At 70.5% G+C, this 24,516-nt stretch carries 20 protein-coding genes; 11 read left to right on the top strand and 9 right to left on the bottom strand.

Annotated elements, in window-relative coordinates:
* Nucleotides 1–90 precede the first annotated feature (90 nt).
* The 4 genes from BLQ50_RS15270 to BLQ50_RS15255 all read left to right on the top strand — a co-directional run bounded on the left by BLQ50_RS15270 (nucleotide 91) and on the right by BLQ50_RS15255 (nucleotide 5,780).
* Nucleotides 91–1,062, top strand: a complete 972-nt coding sequence (locus tag BLQ50_RS15270; protein ID WP_093185458.1) for an NAD(P)-dependent oxidoreductase — start codon at nucleotides 91–93, stop codon at nucleotides 1,060–1,062.
* 144 nt (nucleotides 1,063–1,206) lie between these two features.
* Entirely contained in the window at nucleotides 1,207–2,469 is a 1,263-nt protein-coding gene (nhaA, locus tag BLQ50_RS15265; protein WP_245701287.1) for a Na+/H+ antiporter NhaA, read from the top strand.
* Between the two features lie 82 nt (nucleotides 2,470–2,551).
* On the top strand, nucleotides 2,552–3,592 hold the full coding sequence (locus tag BLQ50_RS15260) for a LacI family DNA-binding transcriptional regulator (RefSeq protein WP_245701285.1): 1,041 nt from the start codon (nucleotides 2,552–2,554) through the stop codon (nucleotides 3,590–3,592).
* A 109-nt stretch (nucleotides 3,593–3,701) separates the two neighbouring features.
* Nucleotides 3,702–5,780, top strand: coding sequence for a beta-galactosidase (locus tag BLQ50_RS15255; protein WP_093185451.1), 2,079 nt, complete (start codon nucleotides 3,702–3,704; stop codon nucleotides 5,778–5,780).
* A 149-nt stretch (nucleotides 5,781–5,929) separates the two neighbouring features.
* Here BLQ50_RS15255 and BLQ50_RS15250 read toward each other — a convergent pair whose 3' ends face one another.
* Nucleotides 5,930–7,006, bottom strand: a complete 1,077-nt coding sequence (locus BLQ50_RS15250) for a LacI family DNA-binding transcriptional regulator (RefSeq protein WP_093185449.1) — start codon at nucleotides 7,004–7,006, stop codon at nucleotides 5,930–5,932.
* A gap of 277 nt (nucleotides 7,007–7,283) precedes the next feature.
* Here BLQ50_RS15250 and BLQ50_RS15245 point away from each other — a divergent pair, with 277 nt between their 5' ends.
* The 4 genes from BLQ50_RS15245 to BLQ50_RS15230 all read left to right on the top strand — a co-directional run bounded on the left by BLQ50_RS15245 (nucleotide 7,284) and on the right by BLQ50_RS15230 (nucleotide 12,773).
* Nucleotides 7,284–8,243, top strand: a complete 960-nt coding sequence (locus BLQ50_RS15245; RefSeq protein WP_093185446.1) for a carbohydrate ABC transporter permease — start codon at nucleotides 7,284–7,286, stop codon at nucleotides 8,241–8,243.
* The gene (locus tag BLQ50_RS15240; protein ID WP_093185444.1) at nucleotides 8,240–9,184 is read left to right on the top strand and encodes a carbohydrate ABC transporter permease; all 945 of its coding nucleotides are present in this window, start codon (nucleotides 8,240–8,242) and stop codon (nucleotides 9,182–9,184) included. Before BLQ50_RS15245 ends, BLQ50_RS15240 begins: the two co-directional genes overlap by 4 nt.
* Before the next feature lie 65 nt (nucleotides 9,185–9,249).
* On the top strand, nucleotides 9,250–10,614 hold the full coding sequence (locus BLQ50_RS15235) for an ABC transporter substrate-binding protein (RefSeq protein WP_093185440.1): 1,365 nt from the start codon (nucleotides 9,250–9,252) through the stop codon (nucleotides 10,612–10,614).
* Nucleotides 10,615–10,712: 98 nt separating this feature from the next.
* Nucleotides 10,713–12,773, top strand: a complete 2,061-nt coding sequence (locus BLQ50_RS15230; protein WP_093185437.1) for a beta-galactosidase — start codon at nucleotides 10,713–10,715, stop codon at nucleotides 12,771–12,773.
* A gap of 360 nt (nucleotides 12,774–13,133) precedes the next feature.
* Here the strand turns inward: BLQ50_RS15230 and BLQ50_RS15225 are convergent, their stop codons facing one another.
* Nucleotides 13,134–13,466, bottom strand: coding sequence for a cupin domain-containing protein (locus tag BLQ50_RS15225; protein WP_093185435.1), 333 nt, complete (start codon nucleotides 13,464–13,466; stop codon nucleotides 13,134–13,136).
* 228 nt (nucleotides 13,467–13,694) lie between these two features.
* Between BLQ50_RS15225 and BLQ50_RS15220 the strand changes: the two genes are divergently transcribed.
* Nucleotides 13,695–14,858, top strand: a complete 1,164-nt coding sequence (locus BLQ50_RS15220; protein WP_093185432.1) for a Gfo/Idh/MocA family protein — start codon at nucleotides 13,695–13,697, stop codon at nucleotides 14,856–14,858.
* A 41-nt stretch (nucleotides 14,859–14,899) separates the two neighbouring features.
* On the opposite strand, the gene BLQ50_RS15215 is transcribed toward BLQ50_RS15220, so the two are convergent.
* Nucleotides 14,900–15,286: a hypothetical protein gene (locus tag BLQ50_RS15215; protein WP_093185430.1), complete on the bottom strand. Its 387-nt coding sequence runs from the start codon at nucleotides 15,284–15,286 to the stop codon at nucleotides 14,900–14,902.
* 115 nt (nucleotides 15,287–15,401) lie between these two features.
* Between BLQ50_RS15215 and BLQ50_RS15210 the strand changes: the two genes are divergently transcribed.
* Nucleotides 15,402–15,863, top strand: coding sequence for a GNAT family N-acetyltransferase (locus BLQ50_RS15210; protein WP_245701284.1), 462 nt, complete (start codon nucleotides 15,402–15,404; stop codon nucleotides 15,861–15,863).
* A gap of 27 nt (nucleotides 15,864–15,890) precedes the next feature.
* Here BLQ50_RS15210 and BLQ50_RS15205 read toward each other — a convergent pair whose 3' ends face one another.
* The 6 genes from BLQ50_RS15205 to BLQ50_RS15180 all read right to left on the bottom strand — a co-directional run bounded on the left by BLQ50_RS15205 (nucleotide 15,891) and on the right by BLQ50_RS15180 (nucleotide 23,316).
* The gene (locus BLQ50_RS15205; protein ID WP_093185427.1) at nucleotides 15,891–16,766 is read right to left on the bottom strand and encodes an ABC transporter ATP-binding protein; all 876 of its coding nucleotides are present in this window, start codon (nucleotides 16,764–16,766) and stop codon (nucleotides 15,891–15,893) included.
* The gene (locus tag BLQ50_RS15200; RefSeq protein WP_217629189.1) at nucleotides 16,745–17,854 is read right to left on the bottom strand and encodes a FecCD family ABC transporter permease; all 1,110 of its coding nucleotides are present in this window, start codon (nucleotides 17,852–17,854) and stop codon (nucleotides 16,745–16,747) included. Before BLQ50_RS15200 ends, BLQ50_RS15205 begins: the two co-directional genes overlap by 22 nt.
* The gene (locus BLQ50_RS15195) at nucleotides 17,851–18,888 is read right to left on the bottom strand and encodes a FecCD family ABC transporter permease (protein ID WP_093185425.1); all 1,038 of its coding nucleotides are present in this window, start codon (nucleotides 18,886–18,888) and stop codon (nucleotides 17,851–17,853) included. Before BLQ50_RS15195 ends, BLQ50_RS15200 begins: the two co-directional genes overlap by 4 nt.
* Entirely contained in the window at nucleotides 18,888–19,949 is a 1,062-nt protein-coding gene (locus BLQ50_RS15190; protein WP_245701281.1) for an iron-siderophore ABC transporter substrate-binding protein, read from the bottom strand. Before BLQ50_RS15190 ends, BLQ50_RS15195 begins: the two co-directional genes overlap by 1 nt.
* A 305-nt stretch (nucleotides 19,950–20,254) precedes the next feature.
* Nucleotides 20,255–22,474 carry an FAD-binding protein gene (locus BLQ50_RS15185; RefSeq protein ID WP_093185422.1) on the bottom strand — a complete coding sequence of 740 codons (2,220 nt, stop codon included), beginning with the start codon at nucleotides 22,472–22,474 and terminating at the stop codon, nucleotides 20,255–20,257.
* Nucleotides 22,475–22,518: 44 nt separating this feature from the next.
* Nucleotides 22,519–23,316: a 3-ketoacyl-ACP reductase gene (locus BLQ50_RS15180; protein WP_093185419.1), complete on the bottom strand. Its 798-nt coding sequence runs from the start codon at nucleotides 23,314–23,316 to the stop codon at nucleotides 22,519–22,521.
* A 275-nt stretch (nucleotides 23,317–23,591) separates the two neighbouring features.
* On the opposite strand from BLQ50_RS15180, the gene BLQ50_RS15175 reads away from it, so the two are divergent.
* Nucleotides 23,592–24,503: a sugar phosphate isomerase/epimerase family protein gene (locus BLQ50_RS15175; RefSeq protein WP_093185417.1), complete on the top strand. Its 912-nt coding sequence runs from the start codon at nucleotides 23,592–23,594 to the stop codon at nucleotides 24,501–24,503.
* The last annotated feature ends 13 nt before the right edge of the window (nucleotides 24,504–24,516 follow it).

The following is a 24,516-nucleotide window of genomic DNA, read 5'->3' as shown; positions in this document are numbered from 1 at the left end:
CAGTAGACGCGAGAAGTTCTCATCCGTCAACCCTGCTCTCCGCGACCCAGGCGATCGCTACCCGTTCGTGACCTTCGGTACGGTGGCCCCATGCCCGCTCAGACATACGAAGACCTCCCCTGCGCCTCACCCGCCAACGATGTCGGCTTCATCGGGCTCGGGGTGATGGGGGCACCGATGGCCGCGCACATCTTGGCGTCGCTCGCGAACGCGCGACTCCACGTGAGCGCGCGCCGCCCGGCATCCGCCCAGCCGCTGGTCGACGCCGGAGCCGTCTGGCATCCGACCGCGCGTTCCCTCGCCGCGGCATGCCGCGGCGCACGGCCGACGGTGGTGCTCATGGTTCCCGATCTGCCCGACATCGAGGCGGTGCTCGACGGGCCGGACGGCCTGCTCGCCGGGATCACCCGCCCCACCTCGATCGCCATCTGCTCGACGGTCTCCTCCGCGGGGGTGCGGGCCCTCGACGTCGCAGTCCGCGCCCGCACCGGGGGCCTCGCGCACGTGGTCGACGCGCCCGTCAGCGGCGGCGAGGAAGGAGCCCGTGCGGGAACCCTGTCGATCATGGTCGGGGGGTCCGACGACGACGCCGCGCAGGCCTGCGCCGCGCTCGCCCCCGCCGGCACCCCTGTGCACCTGGGCCCTCTCGGCTCGGGCCAGATCGCCAAGGCCTGCAACCAGATGATCGTCGCCGCCACCGTGCTGGCCCTGGGCGAGGCCAGCGTCATCGCCGAGCGCGCCGGCCTGGACGTCGCCGCGCTCCTCGACCTGCTCGGCGGCGGCTATGCCGGAAGTCGTGTGCTCGAGGTCAAGAAGCGGCGCTTCGCCGAGCACGACCACAGTCCCTCGGGCGCCGCGAAGTTCATGGTGAAAGACCTCGGGTCCGCGACCGACGAGGCCATCCGGACCGGGACGGCGACCCCCCAGCTCGACCTGCTGCGCGCCGTGTTCACCGACCTGACCGCGGCCGGCCTCGGCGACCAGGACACCGCCGTCGTGCAGGCGTTCATCGAAGATCTTCCGCGCAGCGCGCCCGCTCCGCCCGGCCGGTCTGACGACTAGTTTCACCCGCGTGATACCACCTGCCGAGGGTGATCATCCACGCCCGAAGGCCCCGATATTCGGCCCAGATCCTGGGCTATGGTGACCACCAACGATCCGCCCGACGATGAGCGGACAGTGGTTGATCACCCCTCAAGGACGATGATGAGCACTCCTCCCAAGCCCCTTCTCGGGCGCCTGACTCCCGGCGGCCTGCGCAACTTCACCGACACGCTGCGCGCCGAGAACACCGGTGCGATCCTCCTGCTCGCGGGCGCGGTCGTGGCGCTGATCTGGGCGAACTCACCCTTCAGCGAGAGCTACCGTGCACTGGGCAACTTGACCTTTGGTCCGTCTCGGCTGCACCTCGACTTGTCCGTCGCACAGTGGGCCACGGACGGTCTGCTGGCGATCTTCTTCTTCGTCGTCGGCCTCGAGCTCAAGCGGGAGATGGTCGACGGAGAGCTGCGGCGGCCGTCTACGGCGATCGTGCCGATCCTCGCCGCGGTCGGCGGCATGGCGGTGCCCGCCGCCGTCTACTCGGTGATCAACACCCTGAGCGCAGGCGGGGACCCGAACGGCTGGGCGGTCCCGGTTGCCACCGACATCGCCTTCGCCGTGGCGGTGCTGACGATCTTCGGCAGAGGCCTGCCGACAGCGCTGCGAGCCTTCTTGCTCACCCTGGCCGTGGTCGACGACCTGCTCGGGATCGTCGTCATCGCGGTGTTCTACGCCAACGGGCTGAACTTCGTGTGGATGGTCGCGGCTTTCCTCTCGATCGGCGTGTTCGCTGTGGTCGTCCGTCGCCGCGGTGGGGCCTCACCCTGGCTGCTCCTCCCGCTCGCGGTCCTCGCCTGGGCGTTCATGCACGCCTCCGGGGTCCACGCCACGATCGCCGGCGTCGCGCTCGGTTTCACGGTGCCGGCGCTCGCCCGCACAGGCGAGCGTGTGAGCCTGGCCGAACGCTACGAGCACGCGTGGCGGCCTCTCTCGGCCGGCTTTGCCGTGCCGGTCTTCGCCTTGTTCGCGGCCGGGGTCACGATGAGCGCGTCGGCCTTGTCGGAGGCTGCGTCCAACCCTGCTGCGCAAGGCGTGTTCTTCGGTCTCGTACTCGGCAAGCCCATCGGGATCCTGCTCGCCACCTGGCTGTTGGTGACATTCACTGGAGCAGCCCTGGACGTCTCGCTTCGCTGGTTGGACCTGCTCGCGGTGGCGTGCGTCGGCGGCGTCGGCTTCACGGTGGCGCTGCTCATCGGCGAGCTGTCCTTCGAGCCCGGGACGGCCAACAACGAGGCGGTCAAGGCGGCGGTGCTGGTCGGCTCGCTCGCCTCGGCCGCGATCGGTGGTGGCCTGCTCGCCTGGCGCAGCTCGGTCCGCTCCCGGGGCGCCCTGGGCAGCGCGGAGCAGACCGGCGAGCTGGTGGGCTGAGCGGCACTCGGCAGGCCGGGGCCCCGAGCCGGGTGACCCATTCGGGGCAGGCCACGGCGCGGGCAGCCCTAAGATGTGCCGTATGACCGTCACCCTGAGCGATGTCGCCCGTGAAGCAGGCGTGTCCTTGGCGACCGCCAGCCGCGCGATCAACGGGAGCAGCAACCGTACCGTCCGCCCGGAGCTGCGCGACAAGGTGCTCGCGGCGGCCCACCGGCTGCGGTACTCCCCGGACGCGAACGCCCAGGCCATGGCGCGCGGGCGGACGACCGCGCTCGGGCTCGTCGTCCACGACATCGCCGACCCGTACTTCTCCATGATCGTCTCGGGGGTCACCGCGGCCGCCGAGCGAGCCGGGCTCATGGTCACGCTCGCGAGCACCGACCGCGATCCGGAGCGTGAGCTCGCTTTCGTCGACCTCATGCAGCGTCAGCGGGCCCGGGCGATCATCGTCGCGGGCGGGCGCACCGACGATGCAGACGCCAACACGACGCTCGCCGACGCCCTCGCGGAGTACAGCTCGCACGGCGGCGGGGTGGCCGTCGTCGGGCAGGCGCTGCTGGGCGTGGACACGGTGACGATCGAGAACGAGGCGAGCACGAGCGAGCTCGCGACCAAGCTGCACGGTCTCGGCTACCGGCGTTTTGCGATCCTCGCCGGACCGCAGGGGCACCTCACCGCGCGGGCGCGGTTCAACGGTTTCCGGGACGGCCTCGCGGCACTCGGCGTGACGATCGACGACGCCCGCGTCGTGCACTGTGCCTTCACCCGCGACGGCGGCTTCGAGGGTATGAGCGAGCTCGTCTCGCGCGGGCTGATCAGCGCGGGCGGCGCGGGACCGGTCGACGCGGTCTTCGCGGTCAACGACGTGATGGCGGTCGGTGCCATGGCGGCCGCCCGCGCGGCCGGTCTGAGCGTGCCAGGCGACGTGGGCATCGCCGGTTTCGACGACATCATCACGCTGCGGGACATCACCCCGTCGCTGACCACGATCCGGCTGCCGCTCGCCGACATCGGCGCGTTGGTCACCGAGCTGGCACTGTCTCCGGCGCGGGCCGAGCCGCGCATCGTGCCGGTCGACGGCGAGGTCATCGTGCGTGACTCGACCCCGCGGCGGGGCTGATCCGCACGGCCTGCTCCCGCGCATGCCCGACGGCGGGGCGAGGCCCGGGCGGGCCGGTCACCATCCACGCGGCTTGGGTTTCCCACGCCGCTGGAATACGCTTCCCTGCATGGCTCCCACCGATGTGAACCGTTCGACCGCCCCCCTGTCTCCCGCCCCCGCCGGCGGTGTTCCTGGCTGGCCCACCGGCCTGACCGGCCTCGGCTACGGCGGTGACTACAACCCCGAGCAGTGGCCCCAGGCCACCCGCCTCGAGGACGTCGAGATGATGATCGAGGCGGGCGTGAACATCGTCTCGGTCGCGATCTTCGCGTGGGCCACGCTCGAGCCCGCCGAGGGCGAGTACGACTTCGACTGGCTCGACGAGATGATGGACCGGCTGCACGCCGCGGGCATCCGCGTGGCCCTGGCCACCGCGACCGCGAGCCCACCGCCGTGGCTGACCGCGCGCCACCCCGAGGTCCTCCCCCAGCTCGCCGACGGGACCGTGCTGGGCCAGGGCGGACGCCAGTCCTATGCGGTGACCCACCCGCTGTTCCGCGAGTATGCGATCAGGATGGCCACGGTCATGGCCGAGCGGTACAAGGACCACCCGGCGCTCGCGCTGTGGCACGTCGACAACGAGATCGGCTGCCACGTCCCGCGCGACTACTCCGACGCCGCCGCGTCCGCGTTCCGCTCCTGGCTCGCCGAGCGCTACGGGTCGATCGACGCGCTCAACACGGCCTGGGGCACGGCGTTCTGGTCCCAGCGGTACGGCACCTTCGAGGACGTGCTGCCTCCGCGTGCCGCGCCCACCTACGCCAACCCCACCCAGCAGCTCGACTTCGACCGGTTCAGCTCCCGCGCGCTCCTGGGCTACTACCAGGACCTGCGCGACGCCCTGCGGGCGATCACCCCGGCCGTGCCGATCACGACGAACTTCATGGCGTCCTCGGGCACAAAGGGCATGGACTACTTCGACTGGGCCGGTGACCTCGACGTCATCTCCAACGATCACTACACGAGCGCCGAGAACCCCGACCGGCACATCGAGCTCGCCTTCTCGGCCGACCTCACCCGCGGGATCGCCGGCGGGCAGCCGTGGATCCTCATGGAGCACTCGACCTCGGCTGTGAACTGGCAGCCGCGCAACCGCACCAAGGCGCCGGGTGAGATGCTCCGCAACTCCCTCGCGCACGTGGCTCGTGGCGCGGACTCGGTCATGTTCTTCCAGTGGCGCCAGTCCCAGGCCGGCGCGGAGAAGTTCCACTCCGCGATGGTCCCGCATGCCGGCCGCGAGTCCGACGTGTGGAACAACACCGTGGCGCTGGGCCAGGCGCTCAAGGACCTCGCCCCGGTCAAGGGGTCGACCGTCCGCTCCCGTGTCGCACTGGTCCTGGACTACGAGGCGTGGTGGGCGAGCGAGCTCGACTCCCACCCGACCCAGGCGCTGCGCTACCTCGACCAGGCCCAGGCCCTCTACAAGCAGCTGTGGCTGCGCGGGGTGAGCACCGACGTCGTGCGCCCCGGGTCTGACCTCAGCGGCTATGACCTGGTCATCGTCCCCACGTTGTACCTGGTCAGTGACTCTGGCGCGGCCAACGTCGCGGCCGTCGCCGAGCGCGGGGGGACCGTGCTTGTCACGTACTTCTCCGGGATCGTCACCCCCGAGGACCACGTGCGCCTGGGCGGCTACCCGGGGGCATTCCGTGATCTGCTCGGCATCCGCACCGAGGAGTTCTACACCCTGCAGGCCGACGAGCAGGTCTCCGTGACCGGCACCTCTGGCGACCTCGTCGGCACCTTCGGCGCGGACCTGTGGACCGAGAAGACGCACCTCGCCGGCGCGCAGGCGGTCGCCGTGTACGACGACGGCGCGCTCGCCGGGCTGCCGGCCGTCACCCGCAACACGGTCGGCTCCGGGGCCGCCTGGTACGCCGCCACGCGCCTCGACGAGGCCGGCACCGCGGCCCTCGTCGAGGCCGTGCTGGCCGACGCCGGGCTGACCGGCGAGGTCGAGGCGCCCGCGGGTGTCGAGGTGGTCCGCCGCCACGGCTCCGGCGGCGCGAGCTTCCTGTTCGTCATCAACCACACCGGTACGGACGCGAGCGTGAAGGCTTCAGGGCGCGAGCTGCTCACGGGCGCCGCGGTGTCAGGCGACCTGACGGTCGCGGCCGGCGCGGTCGCGGTGGTCCAGGAGGGCTGAGCGCGCTAGCCGCGGCCCGCCGAGCTCGTGAACGGCCCGCCGAACTCGTGAGTTAGGCCCGTTTCCTCGCCTGAAACGGCCGTCGCTCACGAGCTCGGCGACTGGGTCACGAGTTCGGCGACCCGGGGCGGGGCGAGGGGCGCGCCCGGTCAGGGATGCGAGGGTGCTGCGGAGCTGTCTCGGACGACCAGGTCGACCGGGACCACGCGGACCTGGTTCACGGCGCGCACGCCCGCCTCGATCTGCTCGAGCAGGGTCTGCACGCAGAGCGCGCCGAGCTCCTCGAAGCGCTGGCGGATCGTGGTGAGCGGCGGCCACACGTACTCGGCCTCGTCGATGTCGTCGAAGCCGACGATCGAGACGTCCTCGGGGATCCGGATGCCGCGCTCGTGGAAGGCCCGCATGACCCCCAGGGCCATCTGGTCGTTGGCGCAGAACAGCGCGGTCAGCTCGGAGCGCGGCACGGTTGCCAGCAGCTGACCGATCCGGTAGCCGGAGGCCGCCGTCCAGTCCCCTCGGTGCACAGGGCGCCGCTCGGCGCCCGCCTTGTCCAGCACGCGTTCCCAGGCACGCAGGCGCTCCTGGGCCGCGCTCGACGTCGTCGGGCCGGCCAGGTGCCAGACCGTGCGGTGACCCATCGCGAGCAGGTACTCGACAGCGCGGCGTACGCCGCCCTCCTGATCGGTGTCCACGATCGGGTAGTCGGGGTGGCTCGAGGGGTAGGTATCGGTCACGACCACGGGCAGGTTCGGTGCGATGACCAGCGACGGGACGTCGAGGATCTCGGCCTGGATGATGACCAGCCCGTCGACGTTCTGCCCGGCGAGGTTCGCGATCGCGGCGGTGATCCCGCCCGCGGTGGGGCGTTCGAGGGTCACGAGGTTGATCGAGTAGCCCGCGCTGCGGGCGGACACCGCGATGGCCTCGATCGTGCGCGCGTCACCGATCCGCGCGACCGAGAAGGAGATCACCCCGAGGGCTCCGAAGCGCCCGGTGGCCAGGGCGCGGGCGGCGCCGTTGGGCTGATAGCCGACCACACCCATCGCCTTGAGCACCTTGGAACGGGTGTCCTGATCGACGTTGGCTCGGCCGTTGGCGACGCGGGAGACCGTCTGGGCCGAGACACCGGCGATCTTGGCGACGTCGACCATCGACGGTGCGCGACGGCGCGCGGACTGGCGTTCGTCCGTCCGGTCCGTCTCGTCACTGAGCTCGCTCGACACCATCGTCACACCTTCCCATACATGGTCTGGAGAGTAGAACGTGATGCATTGTTTGCGCAAGCACAGCGGTTCTCGCGCCAATCCACGATGCGACCCTCGACACGTTGCGCACAATCTCGCCGTTACCGTTCTGCAATCCGCTTCGGTTGACCAAAGCGCTTCCCAGGTGTGATGCTCGTCGAACAACAACGATGTTTGCGCAAACACGGTGATGAGGCTCGCAGACCCGAACAGGGACCCGCAGCGCTGACCCGGACTACCGACCGGAAGACGAGAGACGATGACGTCCGCAACTGAGCACTTGGCCGCAGCGCCACCCGAACCGGCGGGTTCCGCGCGCCCTCGGCGCCGAACCCGCTACAAGCGTCAAGACTGGGCCGGGGCCGGGTTCGTCGCCCCGTTCCTCGCGGTCTTCTTCTTCTCGATCGTCGCCCCGCTCTGCTACGCGGTGTACCTCTCCTTCTTCCAGGACCGGCTCATCGGCGGCAACTTCTTCTCCGGCGTCGCGAACTACACCAAGGCGATCTCCGACCCGCTGCTGCACGCAGGCCTCGGACGCGTGCTGCTGTTCCTCGCGGTGCAGATGCCGATCATGATCGGCATCGCGCTCTTCGCGGCCCTCGCGATCGACTCCGGGCGCCTGCGCGGGTCGAGCGGCTTCCGCATCGCGCTGTTCCTGCCCTACGCCGTGCCCTCGGTCGTCGCGGCCCTCATGTGGGGCTATATCTACGGCAAGGACTTCGGGCTCGTCGGACAGGTCTTCGACTTCTTCGGAGCCACGCCACCGGACCTGCTCTCCGGCTCCTGGGTGCTGGCCTCGATCGGCAACATCGTGACGTGGTCCTTCGTCGGGTACAACATGCTCATCCTCTACTCGGCGCTGCGGGTCATCCCGACCGAGCTCTACGAGGCCGCCGAGATCGACGGGGCCGGAGCCATGCGCACCGCGTGGTCCATCAAGCTGCCCGCGCTGCGCCCGGCGCTGCTGCTCACCGTGACCTTCTCGATCATCGGCAGCTTCCAGCTCTTCAACGAGCCCAACGTGCTCAAGTCCCTCGCCCCCACCGTGCTCAACACGTACTACACGCCGAACATGTACGCCTACAACCTCGCCTTCAACGGCCAGCAGTACAACTACGCCGCCGCCGTCGCGATCCTCGTCGGACTCGTCACCGTGCTCGTCGCCTACGGCGCCCAGCGGGTAGGCAACCGCGCCGACAAGGCAGGGAAGAACTCATGACCACCGAAGCAACCTCCGTCGCCGTCTCTCCTCCCGTCCCCCCGGCGCGCAAGCGCTCCGGCGCCGGACGTGGACGACGCCGCCCGACCGCACCCCGGGCCAAGGCCTCGATCACCCTCACCGTGATCATGGTCGTGATGTTCGTCTACGTGCTGCTCCCGCTCGTGTGGCTGGTCATCAACTCGACCAAGACGAACGGCGGGCTGTTCAGCTCCTTCGGCCTGTGGTTCGCCGACGACTTCGCCCTGTGGGACAACATCAAGGCGCTGTTCAGCTATCAGAACTCGGTGTACCCGCGCTGGCTGGCGAACACGATCTTCTACGCCGGTATCGGCGGCGTCGGGGCGACCCTCCTGGCCACTCTGGGTGGTTACGGCCTGGCGAAGTACAACTTCCCGGGGCGCCGCGCCGCCTTCGCGATCGTCATCGGTGCCATGACCGTGCCGATGACCGCCCTCGCCGTGCCGACCTTCCTGATGTTCTCCAAGCTCGGCCTGACCAACACCGTCTGGGCCGTCATCATCCCGGCGCTCGCGAGCCCCTTCGGGCTGTACCTCATGTACGTGTACTCCCAGGACTCCGTGCCCGACTCCCTGCTCGAGGCGGCCCGCCTCGACGGCGCCGGCGAGCTGCGGACCTTCCTCACGGTGTCGCTGCGGCTGCTCACACCGGGTTTCGTCACGGTCCTGCTCTTCACCGTCGTCGCCACGTGGAACAACTACTTCCTGCCCCTGATCATGCTGTCCGACCCGAAGCTCTACCCGCTCACGGTCGGCCTCAACCAGTGGAACGCCCAGGCCGGCTCGTCCGGTCAGGGAGAGCCCGTCTACAACCTCGTGCTCACCGGGTCGCTCGTCGCGATCATCCCGTTGGTGCTCGTCTTCCTCTTCCTGCAGCGGTTCTGGCAGTCCGGTCTCGCGGCAGGTGCCGTCAAGCAGTAGCCCCTCCGATCTCGATCCCTCCAGCGTCATGTCGACGCATACAACGAAGTATCACTAGGAGAATCATGAAGAACACCAAGACCCGTTTCCTGCGCGGAGCGGGGATCACCGCCGCACTGGCGCTGACGCTCGGCCTCGCGGCCTGCGGCGGCAGCGACGACGGCGACAAGACGTCCTCGGGCGACTCCGGCGTAACCGCAGCCGACCTCGATGCCGCGCTCGCGTCGTCGGACAAGGTGACCCTGGAGTACTGGACCTGGGTGCCCGGCATCGACGAGGTCGTCGACATCTTCAACGCCAAGTACCCGAACATCAAGGTCAACGTGACCAACGCCGGTCAGTCGGCCGACCAGTACACCAAGCTCCAGAACGCCGTGAAGGCCGGGACCGGTGCGCCCGACGTCGCGCAGATCGAGTACTTCGCCCTTCCCCAGTTCGCGCTGAGCGAGGCCGTCGTCAACCTCACCGACGTGGGCCTTGGCGACCTCAAGTCCGACTACACCGGCTCCGCCTGGGACCAGGTCACGGTCAGCGGATCGCAGTACGGCTTCCCGCAGGACACCGGCCCGATGGTCATGTTCTACCGCGCGGACATCCTCGAGCGCCTCGGCCTCGAGGTCCCGACCACGTGGGACGAGTTCACCGAGGTGGCCCGTGCCATCAAGGCCGACAACCCGAACAACTTCATCACCTCGATCGACCCGGGCGATGCCGGCGGCGTCGACTCCCTCATCTGGCAGTCAGGTGGACGCCCGTTCAGCGTCGACGGCACCAACGTCGGGGTGGACTTCACCGACGAGGGCACCACGCAGTGGACCAAGCTCTACGACACCCTCATCCAGGAGAACCTGGTCGACGTCGCGCCGGGCTGGAACGACGCGTTCTGGCGTTCCTTCGCCGACGGCAAGTACGCCATGTGGCTCACCGGGGCATGGGCACCAGGATCCATCCGCAGCAACATCCCGACGACCGACGGCCAGTGGCGTGCCGCCGCGATGCCCACCTACGAAGAGGGCACCCCCATGAACGCCGAGAACGGCGGCTCCGGCGTGTCGGTCCTCGAGCAGGGCAAGAACAAGGCCGCTGCGCTCGCCTTCTCCCGCTGGCTGACGACCGACCCGGAGGCTGTGCTCGCCCAGTCCGAGGCCGGCCTCTTCCCCGCCACCACGGCGATCATGGACGACGCGGACTTCCTGGCGACCGAGGACTCGTTCTTCGGCAACCAGAAGACCAACGAGGTGTTCGTCGAGTCCTCCAAGTCTGTGTCCTCCGGATGGCAGTACCTGCCCTTCCAGGTCTACTCGAACTCGATCTTCGGTGACACCGCCGGACAGGCCCTGAGCAACAAGACCTCCCTCGCCGACGGCCTGGCCACGTGGCAGGAGCAGATCATCTCCTACGGCTCCGGCCAGGGCTTCACCGTCAAGTAGCTCCTCCTGGGGCCGGGCACGCACGCGCCCGGCCCCAGGCCGCACCCGGCCCGCGCCGGGACCGTTCCTCCCGCACCTCGACACACAGGACTGATGACATGGCTTCCCGCTGGATCCGCTGGCCCGAACCTCTGGCCGACGCCGCGCCCACCCCCCGCGGCCCGCTCGCCTACGGAGGCGACTACAACCCCGAGCAGTGGCCCCGCGAGGTCTGGCTCGAGGATGCCCGCCTCATGGCCGAGGCCGGCGTCAACCTCGTGAGCATCGCGATCTTCTCCTGGGCCCGGCTGCAGCCGGCGCCCGACCGATGGGACTTCGCCTGGCTCGACGATGTCATGGAGATCCTGCACAGCCACGGCATCGCCGTGGACCTCGCGACTGCGACGGCGAGCCCGCCGCCCTGGCTGACGACCGCGCACCCCGAGATTCTCCCGGTCGACGCCAGTGGCCACACCCTCTTCCACGGCTCCCGCCAGTCCTGGAGCCCCAGCTCGCCGGTGTACCGCGAGCACTCCCTCGCCCTCGTCGAGCAGATGGCGCTGCGCTACGGCAACCACCCGGCGCTGGCCATGTGGCACGTGTCCAACGAGCTCGGCTGCCACAACGCCCTCGACTACTCCGACGTCGCAGCCGTCGCCTTCCGCGGCTGGCTCGAGACCCGCTATGCGACGCTCGACGAGCTCAACCGCGCGTGGGGCACGGACTTCTGGTCGCAGCGCTACACGGGCTGGGACCAGATCCTCCCCCCGCGCCGCTCGACCGCCTTCGTCAACCCGACCCAGCAGCTCGACTTCGCGCGGTTCAGCTCCCACCAGCTGCGCGAGCAGCTGCGCGCCGAGCGCGAGATCCTCACCCGGATCACCCCCGACGTGCCGGTGACCACGAACTTCATGGTCATGGGTGACACCAAGAACATGGACTACACCTCCTGGGCGCCCGACGTCGACCTGGTCTCCAACGACCACTACGTCACCGCCGCGGACCCGCTCTCGGAGATCGAGCTGGCCTTCTCCGCCGACCTCGTGCACGGGATCGCCGGTGGCGAGCCGTGGATGCTCATGGAGCACTCGACGTCCGCCGTGAACTGGCAGCATGTCAACCTCGCCAAGCGCCCCGGGCAGATGCGCCGCAACTCCCTGAGCCACGTCGCCCACGGCGCCGACGCGGTGTGCTTCTTCCAGTGGCGTCAGTCCCGGGCCGGCGCGGAGAAGTTCCACTCCGCGATGGTCCCCCACGCCGGGACCGACTCGGCCCTGTGGCGTTCCGTCGTCAGCCTCGGCGCCGACCTCGTCGCCCTCGGTGAGATCGCCGGGTCCTCCGTCGTGTCCCAGACCGCGGTGCTCTTCGACTGGGAGTCCTGGTGGGCGAGCGAGATCGACTCCCACCCCTCCAACGAGTTCCGCTACCGGTCGAAGGTCCTGTCCTGGTACCGCTCGCTGTGGCAGGCGCAGGTCGGCACCGCCGTCCTGCCCGCGCACGCGGACCTCACCGGCTACCGGCTCGTCGTCGTGCCGCACCTCTACCTGGCCGACGCCGCGCTCGTCGCCCGGTTGACCGCCTTCGCCTCGGCAGGGGGCACGGTCGTCATCACGTACTTCTCAGGTATCGCCGACGGTGACGACCACATCCACCTCGGCGGCTACCCGGGCGCCTTCCGCGACCTGCTCGGCATCCGCGTGGAGGAGTTCGCCCCGGTCCTGCCCGGCGACGTGGTCTCCCTCGAGTCACCGCTGCTCGGCGCGGAGCCCACGGGCTCCGGCTGGTCGGAGCCGGTCGGCCTGACCGACGCCGTCGCGCAGGCGACGTTCTCGACCGGGCCGAGCGCGGGCTGGCCCGCGATCACCCGCGCCGCCCGCGGGGACGGCGCGGCCTGGTACGTCGCGACCGACCTGTCCGACGATGCCCGCGCGGCCTTCGTGGCCGCGTTGCTCGCCGAGGCCGACGTCGCGCCGCTGGCCGTCGCACCCGCCGGGGTCGAGCTCGTCGTGCGCCGCTCGACCGAGGGCGCGGAGTTCCTCTTCGCGGTCAACCACACCGACTCGAGCGCGGTCGTGGAGGCGTCGGGGACCGATCTGCTCACCGGCGCGGTGCATGACGGGACGGTCACGGTCGAGGCCGCGGGCGTCGTGGTGCTGCGCCGCACCACGGCAGCGCGGTAGGTGCTCCCCCGGATGCCGAATTGGCTCCGCCACGACGCCCGCCGTTGACCGAATGTGAACCTCCGACGCGCGGACTTGACCAACTCGTGGTAGAAAGGATGCATGCTCGGGTGCTTGCAACAGCACCCTGGCGGTCTTTCGAGCGGTCTTTCGATTGACGCGTACAGCTCGACGAGAGTTGAGCACCCTGCGGGGTTCGGTGGGCGCCACGCTTCGTGCGAGCGAGGCGCCCACCGGCGCTAGGAATCGACAGCCTCAGACCATCCCTGCCTTGAGGGCGCATCCCTCGGTAGGGCTCACCCTTCGTCTGCCGTCGTCGTGCGCGGGTCGCCGACCGGCTTCGACTCGGGCGACCCGCGCTCAGCCCAGCTTGGCGACGGTCAGCAGGATGATCGAGTCCTCAAGGGCCTCGAGGGAGTGCCGGGCCTGCGGTACGACGAGGAGCGCGCCGTGCGCTCCCTCCCAGATGGTGCCCTCGGAAGCAAGGATCACCCGACCCTGGAGCACCAGGACGGTGGCCTCTCCTGGGTTCTCGTGATCAGCGAGGCTCGTCCCCTGCACGAGCGCGATGAGCGTCTGGCGCAGGACATGCTCGTGCCCGCCGAAGACGGTCTGCGCGCTGCGTCCGCTCGGTGCGGCCCGCGCCGTCTCGAGTGCGTTGCGACCGAGGGCGGTGAGTGAGAACTTTTCCATCCGTCCACTGTGGCAGAGATCGACGTCGGCGCTCGTCAGAGATCTGCGCCCGTCACGCGTCAACGCTCGTCGGCATCGGCTCTGGGCCCTGCGAGCGCACATTGTTCGCCACCGACCCCTTGACTCCGGCAAGCCCTTTCCCTATTCTGGAAAGCGCATTCCACTGGTGTTGCGTCGCCGGAGTGCGCCCGCTCTTGCCGCACCGGAATCGACCCACGGAGACCTTCGATGACCACCCGCACCCTGCGCATCGCCATGAACGGCATCACCGGCCGCATGGGCTACCGCCAGCACCTCGTCCGCTCGATCCTGCCGATCCGCGACGCGGGCGGGTTCACCCTCGAGGACGGCACCAAGGTGCAGGTTGAGCCGATCCTCATCGGCCGCAACGAGGCCAAGATCAAGGAGCTCGCCGAGCTGCACGGCGTCGAGCACTGGACGACCGACCTCGACGCCGCGATCAACGACCCGAGCGTAGACATCATCTTCGACGCGTCCATGACCAGCCTGCGCGCCGCGACTCTCAAGAAGGCCATGGCCGCCGGAAAGCACATCTACACCGAGAAGCCGACCGCCGAGACCCTCGCCGAGGCCATCGAGCTCGCCCAGATCGCCCGGGACACCGGCGTGACCGCCGGCGTCGTGCACGACAAGCTCTACCTGCCGGGCCTGGTCAAGCTGCGCCGGCTCGTCGACGAGGGATTCTTCGGCCGGATCCTCTCACTGCGCGGGGAGTTCGGCTACTGGGTCTTCGAGGGTGAGGTCCAGGAGGCCCAGCGCCCGTCGTGGAACTACCGCAAGGAAGACGGCGGCGGCATGACCACCGACATGTTCTGCCACTGGAACTACGTCCTCGAGGGCATCATCGGCACTGTCAAGTCCGTCAACGCCAACACCGTCACGCACATCCCCACCCGCTGGGACGAGAGGGGCGCGGAATACCAGGCGACCGCGGACGACGCCGCCTACGGCATCTTCGAGCTCGAGACCCCGGGCGGCGACCAGGTCGTCGCCCAGATCAACTCCTCCTGGGCCGTGCGCGTCTACCGCGACGAGCTCGTCGAGTTCCAGATCGACGGCACGCACGGCTCCGCGGTCGCCGGCCTGCGCAACTGCGTCGCCCAGCAGCGCGCCCACACACCCAAGCCCGTATGGAACCCGGACCTGCCCGTGACCGAGCCCTTCCGCGACCAGTGGCTCGAGGTCCCGGCCAACGCCGACCTCGACAACGGCTTCAAGGCCCAGTGGGAAGAGTTCCTGCGCGACGTCGTCGCCGGCCGCGAGCACCGCTTCGGTCTGCTCTCGGCCGCGCGCGGGGTCCAGCTCGCCGAGCTCGGCCTGCAGTCCTCGGCCGAACGTCGCACGATCGACATCCCGGCGATCACGCTCTGACCTGCCACCCACCTCTGACCCGCAGTCCCCGCACAGACGAGTCACTGCCCGGCGGACAGCAGGCCGACCTGTGGCGGATCGACGAAGGCCACCGGCGCGCCGGCCCGCTCGAGGCACGCCCGGGTGGGGCCGTCGGCCCCGACGCACAGCAGGCAGCCGTCGCGCGCGTCGAGCAGCGCAGCCGCCCGCCCGATCACGTCGGCCACCCGGGCGCTCTCGATGCGCGCGGCCTGCAGGTCGAGGACCACGACCGAGGACGCACCCGCGAGCGCGTCGAGCATCACGGCCAGCCGGTCGGCGTCGCAGCGGCAGATCATGCCTACGGGGCGGATGGTCGCCGTGAGCCAGGCACCTTCCGCCTGCGCGCCCCCGGGAGTGCATCCGGTGGCCGCCAGCGGGCCGGTGCGTTCGGCGATGAGAGAGCTCATGATCGTTCCTCCTCCTCGACCCGGGCGGGGCGATGGCTCCACCCAACGCGCCTCGCCTGTGACGAACCTTGGGGAATCGACCTGATTGGCTGTGCTCCGGTTCTAGAGTTGGTCCGTGCCCCACACGATCCATCACGCGGCCCTGGCCGACATGTCCCCCCTCACCCTCTACGCCATCCTCAAGCTCCGGGTCGACGTCTTCGTCGTCGAGCAAGACTGCCCCTACCCCGACCTTGACGGCGCGGACACCGCGCCGGGCACGCTCCAGGTATGGGCGGCCGACGGCGACGGGCGGGTGCTTGCGACGTCGCGCATCCTCGATGCCCCCGGCGGCGGGCGCCGCATCGGGCGGGTGTGCGCGGACCCGACCGCCCGCCGCAGCGGGACGGCGTCGGCCATGATGGAGGCGGCTATGGGGCTGTGCGGGGCAGGCACGCGGATCGACATCGACGCCCAGGCCCACCTTGAGGGCTGGTACGAGCGCTTCGGCTTCGTGCGCAGCGGCGCGGACTTCCTCGAGGACAACATCCCGCACATCCCCATGCGGCGCCTGCCCGACGCCGGGGCGCGCGCCTGAGCGTCGCGTCAGCCCCCCGACCTCGCGTCAGCCGCGCGCGACGCGTCCGGCGAGCGGGACGACGAGCGGCGTCCCGCTCTCGGGGTCGTCGATGATGCGGCACCGCAGGCCAAAGATCTCCTCGACGTTCTCAGCCGTCATCACCTCGTGCGGGGTCCCGCTCTCAACGATCTTGCCGTCGCGCATGGCGATCATGTGGGTTGCGTAGCGCGCGGCGAAGTTGAGGTCGTGGAGGACCGCGACGAGTGTCCGGCCGGCCTCGTGCATGCGGGCGCACAGCTCGAGGACGTCGACCTGGTGGGCGATGTCGAGGAAGGTCGTCGGCTCGTCGAGCAGCAGCAGGTCGGTGTCCTGGGCCAGCACCATCGCGATCCACACCCGCTGACGCTGCCCGCCCGAGAGCTCGGAGACCCGGCGGTCGGCGAGGTCGGTCGTCCCGGTCGCCTCCATCGCCTCCCGCACCGCCGCACCGTCGCTCGCCGACCACTGCCGCAGCAGCGTCTGGTAGGGGTAGCGTCCCCGGCCCACGAGGTCGCGCACGGTGATCGCCTCGGGGGCGATCGGCGACTGCGGCAGGAGCGCGAGCCGGCGGGCGACCTCCTTGTTGTTCATGGCGGTGATCGCCCGACCGTAGAGCTCGACCGTGCCGGCCTTGGGCGTCAGGGTCCGCCCCAGCGCGCGCAGCAGGGTCGACTTGCCGCAGCCATTCGGTCCGACGATGACCGTAAAAGACCCTGCCGGGATGTCTACGTCGAGGCCGTCGACGACCGTGCGCTGGTCGTAGGCCAGGCGGAGGCCGCGGGCGCGGACAGGCGCGGGTGGGGCCGACGGTGCGGGTACGGCAGCCGGCGTCGGCGCGCCGGCCGGGGCGGGGCGGGAGGTCACAGGGTTCCTCGTCTCCATTCATGGGTGAGCAGCGCGGCGAGGTAGACCCCACCGATCCCGGCGGTGAGCACCCCGACCGGGAGGGTGGCCGACCAGGGCTGGTACTGCGCCACGAGGTCCGCGACGGTCATGATGAGCGCGCCGAAGACGCCGGCCGCCACCATCCCCGGCCCCGCGGACCGCGTCATCCGGCGGGCCAGCTGCGGTGCGACGAGGGCGACGAAGGCGATCGGCCCGCAGACCACGACTGCCGCCGCAGCCAGCACGACGCCGACGGCGACGGCGGCCAGGCGCACCCGCTGGGTCCGCACGCCGAGGGCGAGGGCGGCCTCGTCGCCCATCTCGACGAGCTGCAGCCCGCGGCTCAGCAGCAGGGCCGCCGTCCCGAAGACGGCGAGCGCCACGAAGATGGTCCACACGTGGTCCCAGTTGCGGGCGCTGAGGGACCCGTTGAGCCAGGCCGCCATCTCCTGCGCCTGCTCGCGCCGAGTCCGGGTGACGGCAAACTGGACGAAGGCGAGGGCCATGGCGCCCACCCCGATGCCGATCACGACCATCCGGTGCGGCGCGTGGAAGCCGCGGCCGGCGCCGAGCAGGACGAGGGTGATCGCGATCCCCCCACCGAGCAGCGCACCGACGGGGGCCGGGAGCAGCCCCGGCCAGACGAGGGTGACCGCCGCCGCGCCGGCCGCCGCGCCGCCGTTGAGGCCGATGATGTCCGGGCTGCCCAACGGGTTGCGGGTCACGCTCTGGAAGATCGCACCGGAGATCCCCAACGCCGCGCCGGCTCCGACGGCCACCAGGCCGCGGGGCAGGCGGTTGTTGAAGACGACCCAGTGCTGGGTCTTGGACCCCTCGCCGGAGAGCACCGAGAGGAGGTCGGGCAGCGCGACGCCGAGCTTGCCGAGGGTCAGGGCCGCCACGACCGAGGCGATCACCGCCACGCAGGCGACGGCGATGACGATCACCGCGCGGCGGTTCCACGGCAGGACGAGGCTGGCCACGCGCAGGTGGTCGGTCGCGCCGGGGTCGTCGGGGCGCGGGGCTGGTGGGGTCGCGACGGCCGCCTCGGCGATCGCCGGTGACGCGTCCTTGCGGCCGCTCACAGCCCGCTCCCGGACCGGCGGACGGCGACGTAGAGGAAGGGCGCGCCGATGAACGCCGTGACCACCCCGACCATGAGCTCACCGGGCCGGGCCACGATGCGCCCGACGACGTCGGCCCCCAGGAGCAGCACCGGGCCCAGTGCGATGCAGTAGGCCACGAGCCAGCGGTAGTCCGACCCGGTGATGGTGCGCACGATGTGCGGGACGGCGAGGCCGACGAAGGCGATCGGTCCCACCGCCGCGGTGCACGCGCCGGCCAGGACCGTGGCCACGAGCGCGCCGAGCAGCCGGGTCCGTCCGGCGTTGCCGCCGAGCGCCCTGGCCGTCTCGTCGCCGAGGGCGAGCGTGTTGAGCGGGCGCCCGAGCAGCAGGGCAGCCACCAGGCCGACCACGACGACGGGCCAGATCATGTCGACGATCTCGCTCGGTCGCCCGGCCAGGGACCCCACGACCCAGAACCGGTAGGTCTCGAAGACCTCGGGATTGGTCAGCGTGACGGCCTGGATCCCGGCCATGAGCACCGCGGTGATCGCGGCCCCGGACAGCACGAGGCGGACCGGCGTCGGGCCGCTGCGACCCGACCCGATCGCGTAGACGACAACCGCCGCGAGGAAGGCACCCGGGACGGCCACGAAGATAGCGCGCTGGCCGAGAGAACCGAAGACGACCGTCCCTGCGACGATCGCGGCCGAGGCACCCGCGTTGACGCCGAGCAGGCCGGGGTCGGCGAGGGGGTTGCGGGTGATCCCCTGCATGAGGGTGCCCGCGACCGCGAGGCCGGCACCGACGAGCAGACCGAGCAGGGTGCGCGGTACGCGGGAGGCGATCACGGTCGAGGCGAAGGAGTCGTCTGGTGAGACCAGTCCGTGCCAGACGGTGCTCAGCGGCAGCTGGTTGGTGCCGACCGAGAGGCTGAGAGCGGTCACGAGTGCGGTCGCGGCGAGGGCCAGGATCAGGCCGGCGCCCAGCCCCCAACGCCGTACAGGGCCGGACGCGAGCGTCCGGCCCTGTACGGCGTCAAGTGCTGCAGTCATCAACCGACCTTAGCGACTGCCTCAGCGATCATCGGCACGTAGCGGTCGATCGCCCACGGCACGCTGAGCGGCGTGCCGACGGTCACGGCCATGCCGAGCTGGCGGTCGACCATGGGGACGTAGGCACCGGAGGCGAAGGCGGGGATGGCAGCGAACAGCGGCTGAGCCTCGGTCGCGGCCTGCTCGTCCGTGTCGTTGAACCACGTGAACAGGACGTCGACGTCGCTCAGTTTGTCAGCGTTCTCCAGCCCGAACGGCGCGACGAACTGCCCGGCCGGCGCGGTGAGGTCGGCGACCGACGGGGCCAACGTGAAACCGAGGCCGAGGAGAGTGTCGATCCGCGGGTCACCGGGCACGTAGACGTCGAGGGTACCCAGCTCCTGGGCGGCGACGTAGGCGATGGTCTTGCCCTCGAACTCGGGGTGATCGGCGGCGGCGGCGCTCAGGGTGGTGTCGATGCCGTCGATCAGGCCCTGCGCCTTGTCGCTCTTGCCGAGCGCAGTCGCGGCGATCGTGATCTGCTCATCGATCGGGGTGATCCACGGACCGTCGGGGTAGGCGACGACGTTGGTGAACTCCGAGAGCTGGTCGAAGGTGGCCTGGTTGATGCCGGACTGCGGGGCGAGGATGAGGTCGGGCTCGAGGGCGATGATCGCCTCGACGTCGAGCTCGGGGTACATGGTGATCGTCTCGGGCAGCGCGGCGCCCTCGGCCTCGACGGCCTCGCGGAACCACGGGTGGTAGCCATCTGCGTCGCCGGCCCAGGTGTCACCCTCGGTCCCGACGGGGATGACGCCGAGGGAGACTGCGATGTCGTCGGCGCCCCAGCCGAGGGTGACAACACGCTCGGGTGCCTTCTCGATCACGGTCTCACCGAGGGCCCCGGTGATGGTCACGGGGAAGGCGTCGGTGCTGTCGCTGGCGGCGGACCCGCTCGGGGTCGCGTCACCGTCTGTGTCGTCGGAGGACCCGCAGGCCGCAAGCGCGAGCACAAGGGCCGCGGTGGTCGCGGCGACGAGGGCGCGCCGTGCGCGGGCGATGGGCAGGGATGAGGCGGACACGAGAGAGCCTTCCGGTATGAGCTTCCGGGGCACACGGCCCCGCTGAGGTTCTTTGGTAAGCCTAACCTCATGGACGTGTCGGGGCGTAGGCCTTAAGGACTCCCCGACCTGTGACGTGGACAACACCTGGGTGCGACCGGGCTCCCCCTCCGCCCGTCGACCCTCGCTCGCCCGCGCCGCGGAGGTCAAGGCCACCCCCGTCGACCCGGTACGGGGCGTGCTCTTGACTACGGGGCGTGCGTTCAACAGCACGTTCCGTAGTCAAGAGCACGCCCCGTATGTTGCCGGCAAGCCTGCCAGGCGGGTCAGAAGATGTTCTGGTTCTCTCGGTAGGTGCGCCAGACGTTCTCGAAGAAGTCGTCGTCTTCGGGGATCGGGCGTACCGGGCGCCAGGTGAAGCTGCACTCGCCTGCGGCGTCGCCATCGCCGGGCCCGACGCCGCCGCGCGCCTCCCCGCCGCGCACCGCCTCGCCGCCACCCGCCCACGCGGCCTCCTGCACGACGTCGTCCAGCGCGCCGCTGTCCAGGGCGAAACGGAAGATCTCCGGCAGGTCGAGCTCGGCCGCCGGCGCGTCACCGAAGCCCACCTGCGGCAGGCTCCCCGCGGCATCGGTGTACAGCACGGACCCCCGACTGCGGCCCCCGTGCGCGACGTAGTCGGCCATCGCGGAGAGGTACACGTACTGCGTGGTCATGATGTCGCGGACGAGGAAGGTCCGATCGACCGAGCGGCGGCTCGTGGGATCGGCGGCCACGAGCGAGTCGTACGTCGCCAGCCACCGCGTGACCTGGGCGAGCGCCTGCGTGATCGACTCGGCCGAGCGCACCGGGCCGGCCTTCTCGCTCATGAGCGAGCTGGCTGCGCGCAGCAGGTCCCCGGTGTTGTCGGGCGCACCGGCGACCACCCGTGCGGCGGCGCCGGCGACGAGGGCGACGGCGGACTCCACGAGCGGCCCGGCGATCTCGGCGAAGGGCGCCAGGTCGAGCGGCGCCCGGGTGCGCCGCGCCGCGATGAGCTGGGCGGCGCGGGTCGCCCCGACCTGCCCAGAGTTGAGCGCCGCGCCGCCGGGGCGGTAGATGCCGTGCGCGCCGCCGGCCTCGCCCACCGGGAAGAAACCGGCGAGGTTGGACTCCCACCAGGCATCCACGACGAGCCCGCCGTTGTTGTGCTGGGCGCACACGTCCACCTCGAGCCAGTCCGTGGCGAGGTCGACGTAGGGATTCTTGCCGAGATAGAGCTCGTAGGAGGGCAGATTCATGTGCTTGAGCCGCTCGATGGGCGTGCCGAAGAGCGCGCCACCCTTGGCCAGGTACGCGCGCGCCTCGGGCGAGATCTTCGTCGGATCGAGCTTGTGCTGCATCGGGTTGCGGGTGAAGTCGAGGTAGACCTTGCGCCCGCGCAGCACCGTCTCCTGGTAGACGAGCAGGTCGATGAGCGAGGAGCCGTCGAGGGCCTTGCGGATGTCGAAGGGCCACTGATAGCCCTTGAGGAAGACCATCGACAGCTGGCGGCCATAGTCGGGGATCGTCTCGGTAAGGAACTCCCGCTCATCACCGCCATCGGCGTCGGTCGACACGAAACGCGGCATGACCTGCATGTACGTGCCCGACACGTTCCACCGCGGTTTGGTCGAGGCGAGCCCGAACTGCCACTCGGTGAGGTTCTTGCCGTGCACCCCGGCGCGGTAGGCGGCCCCCGAGGCGCCCCACTGCCCGTTGGGGAACACCGACGTCGCGTACATCCCGGCCGGTCCGCCGGTCGCGTAGACGAGGTTGGTCGCGCGGAAGAGCACGTAGGGGCTCTGCGCGCCGTCGTGCACGACGTCGGTGCGCAGGCAGAGCAGCCCCACCACCTCGCGCTGGGGTTCGGCGGGCGCAGCGGCGCCGGCGAGGTCGGCGAGGTCGGCGGCGGTCCGGCCGGCGCCGGCCGGGATGTCGCGGGTGAGGACGTCGACGACGCGGCACCGGTCATAGATCCGGGTGCCGTTGCGGTGCACCTTCTTCTCGAGCTGCTCGACCATCGAGCGCGAGGTGTACGGCCCCACCGAGGTCGCCCGGCGGCGCGGGTCGTGGTCGGTCTTGTAGCCGACGAACTCCCCGAAGCGGTTCTGCGGGAAGGGCACGCCGAGCTCGCACAGGCGCAGGAAGCCCCGGGCGGACAGCGCCGCCTCGCACAGCGCGTTGTCGCCGTCCATCGCCCCGCCGGAGAAGAGGGTCTGGGCCATCTCCCGGACGGAGTCACCGTCCCCGCCTGACAGCGTCATCTTGTAGTACGTCTGCTTGTCCGAGCCAGCATTGCGCGAGGACCCCGCGTTGACCTTGTCGGCCACCATGACGATGTCCTCCTGGCCGAACTCCCACAGCCGGTCCGCGGCGCAGAAGCCGGCCGAGCCGGTCCCCACGATGACCGTGTTCGCCGACACCACGGGCACGTCGAAGCCGGCGATCCGCACAGTCTCAAGGTCGTAGCTCGCGTTGACCGAGTGGTCTCCCGCGGGCTGGGGCGAGTGGGTCTGGTCGGACATGGGAGGTTCTCCTGAGGCGAGGGTGGTGGGACGAGTGCGCTGGGCTACAGGCGCGGGATGTGCATGCCGCCGTCGACGTGGAAGACCTCGCCGGTCGAGTACGGCGTCTGCCCCGAGGCGAGGATCGCGACGGCGCCGGCGACGTCGGAGGGGCGGCCCCAGCGGGGGTTGGGGGCGAGCCCGTCGGCGAACATCGTGTCGTACTTCTCGGTGACGGCGGCGGTCATGTCGGTCGCGATGACGCCGGGGCGCACCTCGTAGACGACGATCCCCTCGGGGGCCAGGCGCACGGCGAAGAGCTGGGTACCCATGGACACCCCGGCCTTGGACACGCAGTACTCGCCGCGGTTGGTCGAGACGGCCGTCGCCGAGATCGAGGAGACGTTGATGATGGTGCCGACGGGGCTCTCGTCGCCGGTCGCGTCGCTGCGCTCCCCGCGCAGATCGATCATCGCGTTGGCGACGCGTTGGGTGAGGAAGTACGGGCCGCGCAGGTTGATGCCCAGGACGCGGTCGAAGCTCTCTGCGCCGGCCTCGAGGAGGTCCGCGCGGACCGACGGCGCGACGCCGGCGTTGTTGACGAGCAGGTCGATGCGCCCCCAGGCCTCCAGGGCTGCGGCGACGAAGCGGTCGTGGTCGGCCAGCTCGGCGACCGAGCCCTGGACGTAGAGGACCTCGGCCGGGCCGCCGTCCGGCCCGCCTGCGCGGAGCTCGTCGAGGAGCTCCGTGGGCTCGGGGCGGGTGGCCAGGATCGCGACAGCGTAGCCGTCGGCGAGCAGCCGGCGCGTGATACCCAGCCCGATTCCGCGGTTTCCACCGGTGACGAGTGCGACCTTGGGCATCGTTGCCATCCTTCTGGGTGCGCCCGGCGATGCGGGCCTGTCCGACGGCGCGAGCGCGCCGTGTGCTGCCCGCCATCGTCCCAGAATCCGAAGCGTTGGGCAAGCGCTTTCCCTCCCGAGGAGCGAACGGGTCGCAACTTGTTGACGTGCCCGTCACGGCGGTCCTATGCTCAACGGAAAGCGCCTTCCTCGGGCGCTGATGTGCGTCGTCGGCCCTCGCGGCGGTGCCGCCCCTGGCGAGACGCCAGGACCCCGACCACCGAACGGACTCGACGATGACCTCCGGCGCACCCGACCTGTCCCGCCTGTCCCTGAACACCGCGACGACCAAGCTCCTCACCCTCGCCGAGGCCGTCGACGGCGCGGCCCGCGCCGGGTACGGTGCCGTCGGGCTGTGGCGCGACCGGGTCCAGGAGGTCGGTGCGGACAAGGCGGCCAAGATCGTGGCCGACGCCGGGCTGCGCGTCTCCTCGCTGTGCCGCGGCGGATTCCTCACCGCCTCCGACCCGGCCGGGATCGCCTCGGCCTTGGCCGACAACAAGGCCGCGATCGTCGAGGCCGCGACCGTGGGGACTTCCGAGCTGGTGTTTGTCGTCGGGGGGCTGGACGCGAACCCGGGGCCGGGGCTGCCGGCCCGCAGGTACTCGGCCGACGCGACCGCCGAGCGTGACGCGGCCAAGGACCTGGTGGCCACCCGCGCGCGGGTCGCCGACCGCATCGCCGACCTCGTCCCGTTCGCCGCCGAGCACGGCGTACGCATCGTTCTTGAGGCGCTGCACCCGATCTTCGCCGCAGACCGCGCCGTGATCTCCACGCTCGGACAAGCCCTCGACCTGGCAGCCCCGCACCCGGGGGACGTCGTCGGCGTCGTGGTGGACACGTATCACGTGTGGTGGGACCCCGCTCTGGAGTCGCTCATCAAGCGGGCTGGAGCGGAGGGACGCCTGGCGTCCTACCAGGTGTGCGACTGGATCCTGCCGCTCGCCGCGGACCCGTTGCTCTCCCGCGGGTACATGGGCGACGGCTACATCGACTTCCCGACCATCACACGCTGGGTCACCACCGCCGGGTACACCGGCGACATCGAGGTGGAGATCTTCAACCAGCAGATCTGGGACACCGCAGGGGACACGGTCATCCGGACGGTCGCCGAGCGCTATACCGCCCTGGTCCTGCCACACCTGTAGGAAGCCACCGTGG

Source organism: Sanguibacter gelidistatuariae, from assembly GCF_900096585.1.
Taxonomy (GTDB): domain Bacteria; phylum Actinomycetota; class Actinomycetes; order Actinomycetales; family Cellulomonadaceae; genus Sanguibacter; species Sanguibacter gelidistatuariae.
The sequence above is the reverse complement of the archived record's forward strand: the minus strand, read 5'-3'. Positions and strand labels throughout refer to the sequence as shown.